Origin of the sequence: Nonomuraea rhizosphaerae, from assembly GCF_019396405.1 — a bacterium.
Taxonomy (GTDB): domain Bacteria; phylum Actinomycetota; class Actinomycetes; order Streptosporangiales; family Streptosporangiaceae; genus Nonomuraea; species Nonomuraea rhizosphaerae.
Genome location: NZ_JAHKRL010000012.1, coordinates 1 through 9568 on the forward strand (window position 1 = coordinate 1; position 9568 = coordinate 9568).

Sequence of the window (9568 nt, forward strand, 5' to 3'; positions counted from 1 at the left end):
CGATGTCCGGCTGTTCGCGTTGTAGGGGCCGGCCGCCGTAGCTGTGTGTGGGAGCTGACGGCGGCCGGTGCTGGCTACCCCCCCGGGGGGCGAGGCCCCTCAGCCTCTGACGCCAGCAGTGTCGGCCAGCCGTGGGCGGTGGGGCCGCTCGGCTGACCGAAGGTTGAAGTGTATACGGAATGCCACAACCGGTCCACCCTGTGTGACTCCGATGCCCTGACTAACCTGACTACCCCAGGTTGCCTGTAGGCGACAGAGGGGCCGGGCAACCCCACCACTACGTTTCCGATCATGGAAACGGTGGATCACTTCGACCCAACGCCGAAGCACGTCCAGATCGCCAACATCGTGCGCGGCCAGATCCAGGCGGGCGAACTGGAGCCGTTGACCACCATCCCGTCAGAGACGCGGATGGAACAGATCCACGGCGTCGCCCGCGACACGGTCAGGAAGGCCATGCGGCTACTGGCGGGCGAGGGGTGGGTGTTCACGATCGCGGGCAGGGGGACGTTCGTCAGCCCTCGGGAGCGGTGGCCGGAGGGATGACGCCTACCCGCCGGCGCCGCAGACTCTGCAGGCGAAGCCCTCAGGCGGACGGCCGAAGCAGCGCCCGCACGCGGACGCCTCGGACAGCAGATCGCTCGGGGTGATGCCAAACGCGGCGGCCAGCGCCACCAGGTCATCGACGTCGACACGCCGCTGGCCGCGCTCGATACGGCGCAGGCCCAGGATGGCGATCGGCCTGCCCGCGGTGGTCAGCTTCTTCGACAGTTCGGTGTAGGTGAGGCGTTGGCTTTCTCGGATGCGTTTGATGTTCTGTCGCAGACTCTCGCCAACCGGCCCCAGGGAGGTTCTGCGTTCATCTGTCATATGGCCAGGATCGCATTCTCTTTGATCGCTTGGTCGATTCTCTTGACTTGGCGATCACAGGCTTTGCTGGACCATTGCCAGACCGTCACGCATCCCAATGGTTCCCCGTAGATCCCCGTAGGTCTCAGCAGTAAACACGCTCGACGTGCACGGATCCCTCCGGGTCGCATTCACGTAAACCAGAAGTGGATCAAACTTAAGGGACTGCTAATGCGGTTTGGTGGCAACACCATCCGGGGTTCAAATCCCCGATCCTCCGCACGTCGAAGGCCCTCACCCTGTTTCCAGGGCGAGGGCCTTTTTGATCTCTGAGGGCGTCCCGGGTTGCAGTTTGGGTTGCAGTTCTCAGCCTGGGCCCCAAAGCGCGGAGTCCATTCGGTCGCTGGCGTCCTTCATTTGGAGGGTTGCTACGTGGGTGTATCGCTCTGTGGTGGTCACGCGAGTGTGGCCGAGGATCTCCTGAACTACACGGATGTGTACGCCTTGTTCGATGAGTAGGGTCGCCGCGGTGTGTCTCGCGTCATGGACCCTGGCGTCTCTTACGCCCGCTTGTTTGAGGATCGACTTCCACTGCTTCCAGTCCTCTGTGCGCTCTATAGGGCCGCCGGTCTGCGTGGTGAACAACAGGTCGTGATCTGTCCACCTCTCCCCCGCCTTCAGGCGTTCTGCGGCCTGGGTCTTCTTGTGGGCGCGGAGGAGGGCGAGAAGCGCCGGCGGGCATTGGAGGGTGAGCTTGCTCTTGCCCTTACGCTGCCGGAACACCAGGCCGCCACCGGATCGCAGCGGGCACTTGTCCGCGTGGCTGGTGCAGTCCTTGCGGCACGGGCGTCTGTAGCAGGCGTGGGCGCGCTTCTTGCAGTCCGGCTTGCAGTCGCGTAGGTGCTGGTGCTCCTTGCAGTTCTTCTTGCACGCCGTGCGGTGCCATTTCTGTCCACAGGCGTGTGGATCGTTGCAGCCGTGCCGCCATTCCGCGCGCTGAATCTGGAACCACGCCCGGATCTCCCCGGTCGTCAGATTGATGTACGACCACCGCAGGCCGAGAGCTTCACCCTGGCGGATGCCGAGCGCCAGAGCGACCGACCAGCGGATGCCGTTCCTCCTGGTCTTGGCTACGTCCAGAATCTGGCGAGCGTCCTCGCGGGTCAGCGGTTCGATCTCCGTCGTGTTCGCTGACGGGGCGTCGACCAACGTCGCGACGTTGCGCGTGATGCGGCCCCGTCGTACCGCGATCTTGAGAGCACGGGACAGGATGCGATGCACCTTGAGGACCGAGCTGGGCGCGAGGCCCTCTTCCAGCATCCGGGCGTACGCGATGTCCAGGTGTTCAGGCGCGAGCCGATCGAGGCGATGCTTGCCGAGGAGCGGCACGATCCAGTTCCTGGTCTTGGAGCGATAATCGGTCAGGGTGCGGGGAGCCATCTTCTCCGAGCGGACGAGCAGTCCACAGATCACGTCGAGGAACTCCGTCATCCACTCCTCGACCGTGGGAACGCGACCCGGCTTGCCGACGTGCCCGGTCTCTCGCTTGCCTTCCAGCTCGCGGACCTTCCGGGTGACCTCCGCTTCCGTCCTGGCCTTGCGGTGCCGTCTGTCCGGTGAGCCGTCCGGCTTGACGCCCACGGTGACCCAGCCGTGCCAGAGACCGTCCTTGCCGAGGTAGATCGATGAGCGGCCATTGGGCTTTCTCGTGGTCATTACGCCACATCCTTCTGCGCGTTCGCCTGGAGCAGGCGTGCGTAGTCGAGAAGCGCTTCCGCCGGGATCAGTCGATAGCCGTCGTGCTTGATCGACTTCAGGTCACCGGACTTGATCAGGCGAAAGACGGCCGTACGACTCATTCCGAGGACTGTGGCCGCGTCCTTCGGGCGGTAGAAGAGCCTGTCCATGTCACGCCACCTCCTCAGTTGCCGAAAGATCCTGGGGAGCTGCTTCAGCTTGAAGCCGTGCCAAATGAGCCCGCCAGCGCTGCCGTTCGGCGACGGAGCGGAGAAGGCGCACGGCCAGGGGAGCCAGGTTGGCGTCACCGGCAGGTATGGGCTTCCAGATGTAGCGGTGTGGGTCGGTGGGCTGATCGGTCTGGCCGAGTGCTTCCAGGACCCAGGTGCGGCGGTCTTGCTTGTGTTCGGCCAGGGTCTTGTTCGACCACTTGCGGGAGACCAGTACGCGACGGCCCGCGTAGCCGAGGTGGTCGGGCTTGTGCGCCTTGCCCCGGCACCGGCCAGGGGTCATGCCCGGTTTGGCGTTCTTGGGCTGGACGCCGTACCGCAGCCAGTTCGGGCAGGTGGGTGAGCAGGGCTCGAAACGCAGTGCCTCAACCATCCGGGCGGCGTGTTCGCGGTGGGCCCGGTCGCCGGCGTCGAGGGTGTCGCCCAGGGACTTGGTCAGGTACTTCGACAGATACCGGATGCACTGGTCGGCATCCGGCGAGCCCGCCAAGACGCCCTGCACGTCGACTTGGACGCCGAAGCAGACCACGTGCAGGGGTTCGCCGTCCGCGTCCTGGTCGAGTGCCTCGTCCCAGGTGGGCAGCACCTCGCCCGTGGTGGGGTCGAGGTAGCCGGCGCCGTCCTCCCAGACCGGCAGCCGTTCGCCATCGAAGACGACCCGATCAGCCGATGGCCACCACACTTGGTGGTAGGTGGCTGCGGCAATCTGCTTGATCTCCGCACGGGGCAGCGTGCCCCGGATGGCCATGTGCAGGTGCGGAGCGAGCCGCTTCTGGGGTTCGACGGCCGCAAAGTACTGCACGTCGTATCCGGCGACGCGGCGCAGGTTCTGTACAAACCGATCGACCAGCTTGGGGAAGTGCAGCGCGTCACGGGCAGCCCGCGCGTAGTCGTAGGCGTCCGGATCGACGGGGACGCCGTTCCTCACCTTGCCGTAGGAGGGCAAGGTGAGGGTGACGAACAGGGATGGCCGGTAGATTTTGCCGTCCGAGCTGGTGAAGGTCCGCCCGAGGGTGGTGTCGGTCATCTTGCGCCTGGGCAGGTCAGGCGCGTCCTGGCGTCGTCTGGTCGAGCGGTTGCGCTTGACAGCGGTACGGCCGAGCACGTTGCCGCGCATGCCCGCCTCATTGATCTCCTCATCCAGCCCGGCGATCACCGCGTCCAGGTCGGCGGTGTCCTGGCCTGCCTGGTCGGCCTGGTCACGCTGGGCCTGGATGTCAGCGCGGAACTCGACCAGCCACCGTTGAGCGTCGTCCGGCTCGTCGGGGGCGATGGCCGGTTCCTGGTCGAGGTGCCAGCCTTCCCGGCATTGGGCCATGCGGAGCTGCCGGTTGCGCTTGGCGCACGGCGGGCACTTGGCCTCCAGGGTGGCCCCGCACGGCACATCTATGATCTCCCAGAGTCCAGTGTGGGCGTCGAGGCGCTTGAGTGGGACGGGCCGGATGCACACGCCGTGCTGCTTGGCGACCTCCACAGCGACCTCACGGGCGAGAGGCTGTGCCATCCGAACGGCGCGTGGCGTGCTGCGGTCGCTCATCTGCTCTCTCCCTTCTCCAGGTCTTCCAGATCGGGGAAGATCAGCGCTGACTGTCCGCATTCGCGGCACTCGACCACAGCGCGGGCCGGGTCGAGCCAGAGCATGTTGAGGGTGCCGCAGCAGGCGCAGCGCAGCCCGTCCAGCAGGTGAGCGAGCGTCATTGCCTCTCACCGCCTGCCGGGTGGGTGGCGACCATGGCGCGGATGTCGGAGTCGGTGACGTACGCGGCGCGGACTCTGATCGGGTCGGGGCTGGTCTCCAGCCGGACGTAGCCGACGCCGGCGCCGCGTTCCGGGACGGGTGAGATGTGGTCGGCCAGGGCACCGCGCTCTCTTGCGCCGTCGCCGAGGACCATGTCCACCTGTTCGGATTCGTCCAGCCGTAGCGCGATCTTGTCGGGGAACAGGTTGCGGATGTTCATGACCTCCTTGCGCGGGTCCTGGAGGGCGGCCAGGACGCCGATGCCGACCGCCCGCCCTTGGGTGGTGAGGGTGGCCAGCGCAGCGGAGATGCGCCGTTTCAGGTCGCGGTCGGCCTGGTAGGCGGTCAGGAACGCGACTTCGTCCACAACGACCAGGACGAACGGGTCTTCCACAGTGGGCGTGTGGTTGCGCTGGACGCCACCGAACCGGGCGGCACGCTCCTGCATCACCTGCACTGCCGCTTCCAGCAGGTCGGCACAGTCCTCAGGGGTGGCCGCGTACCGGTCGCCGAACAGAGCGCGTCCGAAGGACAGCTCCATCAGCTTGGGATCCAGCGCCCACACCTGGACCAGCCCCGCCCGCAACGCTGGGAGAAGGGCGCGGATGACGGACCAGATGATCGACCCTTTGCCCGCTCCGGTCGCGCCGGCGACGAGGACGTGTGTGCCGAGGATCTTGAGTAACCAGGGGGTGCCGTCCTCGCAGGTGCCGATGGCGACCGGTCCCACGGTCGGCATCTCGGGGATGGGCAGTGCCGGTATGACGGTGGCGAGTGGGTCACGTCGGGGAAAGGTGAGCAGCAGCCGACCGGCCTTGAGCACGGAGACCCGGCACGAGGGGGCGCCGAAGCCGTGCGCGAGGGCCTCGATGCGGTCGGACCAGTCCTTGACCGCCTGACCATCCAGCATGCGCACGGTGACCAGGTCCGCCCAGGAGGTGCAGGTGACCTTGCCGAGCCGGGGCAGGTAGTCGCGTCCCATGACGTGCTTGCCGAGCCCGGACACGATCATGACCGGTTGCCAGTGACGCCGATACAGCCAGATCAGCCGCCACCAGGCCAGCAGCCGCCGGCCGATCAGGTGGACGAAGGATGTGCGGTTCGTGAGCGCCCAGGCCAGCAGCCCGACCGGGACGGGAGTGCAGAGCAGCAGCGCGGTGCGCCAGCCGTACAGCAGCGACAGCACGACCGGGACGGCCACGACCAGCACGGCGATCGGATGCCGCCAGGTGGTGCGGACGAGCCCGAGCAGCAGCCGCCAGGCGAAGATGATCAGGGTGATGATGGCGGGGGTGGTGACGACGGCCGGGCGGAAGACGATGGCCGTGTCCGGGGTGGTGGTGACCAGGTTGCGTGCCTCGTCACCGGGGAGCCTGCGGAACATATGCTTGGAACCTCTCGTGAGTGAGATCAGGGAGAACCGAGGGGCCGCCGGAAGTTGCCGCTTCTGGCGGCTCCGCTTGCTGGTCAGGCCGCCGTCTGGTCGGTGGCCTTGCTGGTGGCGTCGTCGGTGTGCTGAGAGGCGTTCTGGTTGGCGTGCAGGCGCTCGCAGTCGGCGAGGTAACGCGCGGTGGCCTGGTGGAGCTGTCGGGCGAAGCGCAGGTCCTGGTCGGTGACCGGCCCGGCTCCGGTGGTGCTGATCGACACCACGGCGTCGGCGCTGGTCAGATCGAGGACCGGGCGGCCTTCCACGAGCAGGTTGTAGAGGTGGACGCGCGAGGTGTAGAGCGACAGGCCCACGTACGGGGCGGTGCCGGGGCGCAGGCACATGTTCACGTGGGTGTACGGTTCCCGGCTCATGCCGCCGCCTCCGGGGTGTCGTCGCGGCCGTAGAAGCGGGATTCGACCGAGCGGGCGTAGCGGGCCGCCTCGCGGGCGAGCTGGTGGGCGAAGGCCAGGTCTCCGGAGGTGACCGGGCCGTCGCAGGTGAGCAGGACGGTGGTGGCGCCGCAGTCGAGTGCCAGCACCGGCGAGCGGTAGGGGTAGCGGTGGTGGGTGGCGGTGGCGTTGCGTGCGGTGGTCAGCCGGATCACGCTGCGCCGAGGCGTCCAACGGCGGGTCATGCCTGCGTCTCCTTGACGGCCGGCGCGCGGTGCGCGGGGACGGGGGTGGGGGTGGGTGCGTGCATCTGGCGGACGCGGATGGAGTAGGACAGTCGTCCGGCCGCATTGACGTACGGGGTGACGGTGATCTGGTCGAACAGGACCGGCGTGAACGGCATGCCCGGCATCGGCGCGGGTGGGACCGGCTGAGTCGCCGAGAGGATCTTGACCGCGACGGTCTTCTGAGCGGGCTTGAGGGAGGGGTCGCCGTCCATGACCGCGACCTGCCAGACCGGTTCGCCCGAGTGCTTGTCGCGGGACTGGACGAACCGTCCGTTGGTCGAGGCGTCGAAGTCCTTGACCGGCTCGACCTCGCCGACGATGTAGCAGCCGTGCGGGAAGAGCATCTCGTAGGTGACCGGATGGGACCTTGCAGAGCCATGATGAATTCCTTCTGTCGAGTGATAGGCACTTAACCTATCAAGTGATTCGAAGATAAAGAGAGCCCGCTTGATAGGTCAAGTGCCTATGCGGGCTCCGTTGGCAACACTTCCCTAACCGATCGGATAGGCGTCATCCAGCTCATGCCGATCAGCCGGCAACAGCACCTCGACCACCAGCAACGCACGCCCCGACGCCTCACGCACCGCCCCGAACACGGCCAGCAACGGCGTGGACTTGCCCATGCCGAGCTGCCGCGCCTCACCAGCCGTCGGCATCCGCGCGGTGATCTGCTCGGCCACGTGATCGAAGCGGACACCCTTGCGCGCCTGGAGATGCTCGTGCAGGCCCTGCGGCAACGGCGCGGCACTGGTCAAATCGGTGCCTTGCGACAACTCGGCCGGCAACCACACCGACACGAGCATGCTCGGCTCACCCTCATCGGTGATCAGGCGCCGCCGCACGAACGCCTTGCTCTTACTCGGCAGCTCCAGCAGCGCGGCGATCCGGTTGGGCGCGGCAACGGTGGCCACCTCGACCACCTCGCCGGACGTCTCTGCCTCCGGCCGGATCAGGTACGCCTGACCAGGACGGTTGCGCTCCACTGCGCTCATTGCGGGACGTCCGCGCACGAACCGGCCCTTGCCTTGCTGAGATTCGATCCAGCCTTGTTCGCGCAGCACCCGCAGCGCGGCCACGACCGTGGGCCGAGAGACACCGAACTCCTGGATGAGCTGGTTCTCACTGGGGAGGAGGGAGCCAGGACCATACGTCCCGGACTCGATACGCCGTTGAAGGGTCTGCACGAGCTGTGCGTACTTCGGCGGCACGGATTCTAGCGACATCATGACCGTCCTGCACCTGACAGGTTGTTTTACCAAGTGGAGCGTAGCCCGGCCCGCCCTCGCCTGTCTACGTGGGTCGATGTGGCGCGAACGCCACACCACAGTGAACAACCCCGGCAGACAGGGTGCCAACGGGACCGGGCAAGGCCCGCAGGGACTTTGGCGCTTCCTGTCTGCCGGGGCGTTCCAGAGACGCGGCGAGGGACTGGAGAGCGCAATCTCAGCCCCGACCCCCTCGGCCGGGTTCGCCCTCGCCGCGCCCGTCTCAGGGTTTGGGGTTGAGGTACGCGGCCAGCTCGTGCGCCGCGCCTTGTGGGTCATCGGTCGGATGCCGATGGTTGGCGTTGCTCCAGGAGTAGTACGTGCCGCCGTAGCCGACGAACACCCACACCGGCAGCCCCGGATCCGGTCGCGGCGCCATCAACGCGGAGTTGTTGTCACGCAGCTCCGCCGCGACCCCGATCCGCCCCAACTCGGTCTGTAGCCGGATCAGCTTGTTCGCCTCGTCTTGTGGGTCGGTCAGGTTGGCCAGTGAGGCCATGATCGGATTCATTTCCCGCTCTCTTCGCCCAGGCCGGTTCCGGCGCAATCGAGACACAGCAACTCCCCACCGGCTTGCTCGCACTCCTCATCACCCACCAGCAGCGCCCGGCGCGGGGTACGTCGCTTGGTCCCGCGCCCCCGGCACGCTAAGCAGGGAGGTGCCTCGCTGGTCTCGTCTGGCCGGATCACCGTCGCCATCTCCTCGATTTCCGGCGTTCCCTGTGCCGGGAAGCCGCGTGACGTACCTTGTTGATTGATGGCAAGTCCACCGGCAAATGGGCTGGATGAGGCCCGCTAATCAGGCCCCCCTTTAGCCCCTTTTCGATCCCCCCAATCGGAAAGCAGAGCGGATATGACGGGTGCGACCCCGAATGATCGACTCCGGGAATGGCGCGAGAACGCAGACCTGACCCGCGCCGAGATGGCCAAAATGGTCAACCTCAGCAGGAGCGGCATCAAACACGGGTTGACCTGCGACGAGGAGCGCATCCGGCGCTGGGAAGCAGGAGAGGTCCTCTGGCCGCACGAGCCGTACCGGCAGGCCATCAAAGACGTCACCCACCGAGACCCCGAAGACCTGGGATTCATCCCCAGACGCAGCGGACCAGCCAAGAAGCCAGCCCAACCCCGCCCGCGAGAGGTTGACAACCAGGGCACCGCGCCCCGCACCATGGACCTGGTCGGACAGGGGGAGGCTGAAGACGACGTGCGACGCCGCGAATTCGTCGGCCTCACCGGGGCCGCACTGTTCACCGCCGTTCTCGGGCAGCAAGAGAGCGCCGCAGCCGCCGGCCGCCACATCGAGTCCCTGGCCGCCGTCCTGGTCGACTACTCGCCACCGAATGACGGCCCGATCGACCTCGCAGCGCTGTCCAGCGCCGTCATCGCGGCCAAGCAGGACTACCAAGCCTGCCGCTACGCGCAGGTCACCGCAGCCTTGCCCGCACTTCTCCAGAGCTTGCGCGCCGCCTGTAGCGTCCTGGACGGCGACGGCCGGCTACGCGCCTACGCCCTGTCAGCCGAAGCCCACCATGTGGCCGCCTCCATCCTGCTCAAACAGGAGGACAAGGGCCTGGCGTGGCTGGCCGCAGACCGCAGCGTCCAAGCAGCCCACGCCAGCCAGAGCCCCCTCATGATCGGCTC

The 9568-nt window shown here is 66.9% G+C and carries 13 protein-coding genes; 2 read left to right on the plus strand and 11 right to left on the minus strand.

The genetic code is table 11. From position 1 onward, the window contains the following. The first annotated feature begins 291 nt into the window (after positions 1 to 291). Complete coding sequence (locus KME77_RS00680; RefSeq protein ID WP_219460203.1) at positions 292 to 546, plus strand: GntR family transcriptional regulator; 255 nt, start codon at positions 292 to 294, stop codon at positions 544 to 546. Between the two features lie 3 nt (positions 547 to 549). On the opposite strand, the gene KME77_RS00685 is transcribed toward KME77_RS00680, so the two are convergent. From KME77_RS00685 to KME77_RS00735, 11 genes are all read right to left on the minus strand, one after another. Beyond that, positions 550 to 870 (minus strand): helix-turn-helix domain-containing protein, encoded by a 321-nt coding sequence (locus tag KME77_RS00685; protein WP_219460207.1) that lies wholly within the window; start codon positions 868 to 870, stop codon positions 550 to 552. 345 nt (positions 871 to 1215) lie between these two features. Next, on the minus strand, positions 1216 to 2565 hold the full coding sequence (locus tag KME77_RS00690) for a tyrosine-type recombinase/integrase (protein WP_219460209.1): 1350 nt from the start codon (positions 2563 to 2565) through the stop codon (positions 1216 to 1218). After that, the gene (locus KME77_RS00695) at positions 2565 to 2756 is read right to left on the minus strand and encodes a helix-turn-helix domain-containing protein (RefSeq protein ID WP_219460211.1); all 192 of its coding nucleotides are present in this window, start codon (positions 2754 to 2756) and stop codon (positions 2565 to 2567) included. The genes KME77_RS00690 and KME77_RS00695 overlap by 1 nt, the downstream gene beginning before the upstream one ends. Position 2757: 1 nt before the next feature. Then, complete coding sequence (locus tag KME77_RS00700; protein ID WP_219460213.1) at positions 2758 to 4353, minus strand: replication initiator; 1596 nt, start codon at positions 4351 to 4353, stop codon at positions 2758 to 2760. Continuing rightward, a complete protein-coding gene (locus KME77_RS00705; RefSeq protein WP_219460216.1) occupies positions 4350 to 4514 on the minus strand; it encodes a hypothetical protein in 165 nt (54 codons plus the stop codon). The genes KME77_RS00700 and KME77_RS00705 overlap by 4 nt, the downstream gene beginning before the upstream one ends. Next, a complete protein-coding gene (locus KME77_RS00710) occupies positions 4511 to 5938 on the minus strand; it encodes an FtsK/SpoIIIE domain-containing protein (protein ID WP_219460219.1) in 1428 nt (475 codons plus the stop codon). The genes KME77_RS00705 and KME77_RS00710 overlap by 4 nt, the downstream gene beginning before the upstream one ends. An 83-nt stretch (positions 5939 to 6021) precedes the next feature. Continuing rightward, positions 6022 to 6354, minus strand: coding sequence for a hypothetical protein (locus KME77_RS00715; RefSeq protein WP_219460221.1), 333 nt, complete (start codon positions 6352 to 6354; stop codon positions 6022 to 6024). Beyond that, positions 6351 to 6617 carry a hypothetical protein gene (locus KME77_RS00720; protein ID WP_219460223.1) on the minus strand — a complete coding sequence of 89 codons (267 nt, stop codon included), beginning with the start codon at positions 6615 to 6617 and terminating at the stop codon, positions 6351 to 6353. The genes KME77_RS00715 and KME77_RS00720 overlap by 4 nt, the downstream gene beginning before the upstream one ends. Beyond that, positions 6614 to 7003, minus strand: a complete 390-nt coding sequence (locus KME77_RS00725; RefSeq protein WP_246608963.1) for a plasmid replication, integration and excision activator — start codon at positions 7001 to 7003, stop codon at positions 6614 to 6616. The genes KME77_RS00720 and KME77_RS00725 overlap by 4 nt, the downstream gene beginning before the upstream one ends. A 147-nt stretch (positions 7004 to 7150) precedes the next feature. Continuing rightward, complete coding sequence (locus KME77_RS00730; RefSeq protein ID WP_219460226.1) at positions 7151 to 7885, minus strand: GntR family transcriptional regulator; 735 nt, start codon at positions 7883 to 7885, stop codon at positions 7151 to 7153. Positions 7886 to 8147: 262 nt separating this feature from the next. After that, positions 8148 to 8435, minus strand: a complete 288-nt coding sequence (locus KME77_RS00735; RefSeq protein WP_219460229.1) for a hypothetical protein — start codon at positions 8433 to 8435, stop codon at positions 8148 to 8150. Between the two features lie 342 nt (positions 8436 to 8777). Here KME77_RS00735 and KME77_RS00740 point away from each other — a divergent pair. Then, positions 8778 to 9568: helix-turn-helix transcriptional regulator (locus KME77_RS00740; protein ID WP_219460233.1), on the plus strand; the 791-nt coding region annotated here is incomplete at its 3' end.

What these genes read in the sequence shown, in the direction of transcription:
- KME77_RS00680 (WP_219460203.1), top strand. Translation starts at nt 292, where the DNA reads ATGGAAACGGTGGATCACTTCGACCCAACGCCGAAGCACGTCCAGATC.
- KME77_RS00685 (WP_219460207.1), bottom strand. Translation starts at nt 870, where the DNA reads ATGACAGATGAACGCAGAACCTCCCTGGGGCCGGTTGGCGAGAGTCTG.
- KME77_RS00690 (WP_219460209.1), bottom strand. Translation starts at nt 2,565, where the DNA reads ATGACCACGAGAAAGCCCAATGGCCGCTCATCGATCTACCTCGGCAAG.
- KME77_RS00695 (WP_219460211.1), bottom strand. Translation starts at nt 2,756, where the DNA reads ATGGACAGGCTCTTCTACCGCCCGAAGGACGCGGCCACAGTCCTCGGA.
- KME77_RS00700 (WP_219460213.1), bottom strand. Translation starts at nt 4,353, where the DNA reads ATGAGCGACCGCAGCACGCCACGCGCCGTTCGGATGGCACAGCCTCTC.
- KME77_RS00705 (WP_219460216.1), bottom strand. Translation starts at nt 4,514, where the DNA reads ATGACGCTCGCTCACCTGCTGGACGGGCTGCGCTGCGCCTGCTGCGGC.
- KME77_RS00710 (WP_219460219.1), bottom strand. Translation starts at nt 5,938, where the DNA reads ATGTTCCGCAGGCTCCCCGGTGACGAGGCACGCAACCTGGTCACCACC.
- KME77_RS00715 (WP_219460221.1), bottom strand. Translation starts at nt 6,354, where the DNA reads ATGAGCCGGGAACCGTACACCCACGTGAACATGTGCCTGCGCCCCGGC.
- KME77_RS00720 (WP_219460223.1), bottom strand. Translation starts at nt 6,617, where the DNA reads ATGACCCGCCGTTGGACGCCTCGGCGCAGCGTGATCCGGCTGACCACC.
- KME77_RS00725 (WP_246608963.1), bottom strand. Translation starts at nt 7,003, where the DNA reads ATGCTCTTCCCGCACGGCTGCTACATCGTCGGCGAGGTCGAGCCGGTC.
- KME77_RS00730 (WP_219460226.1), bottom strand. Translation starts at nt 7,885, where the DNA reads ATGATGTCGCTAGAATCCGTGCCGCCGAAGTACGCACAGCTCGTGCAG.
- KME77_RS00735 (WP_219460229.1), bottom strand. Translation starts at nt 8,435, where the DNA reads ATGAATCCGATCATGGCCTCACTGGCCAACCTGACCGACCCACAAGAC.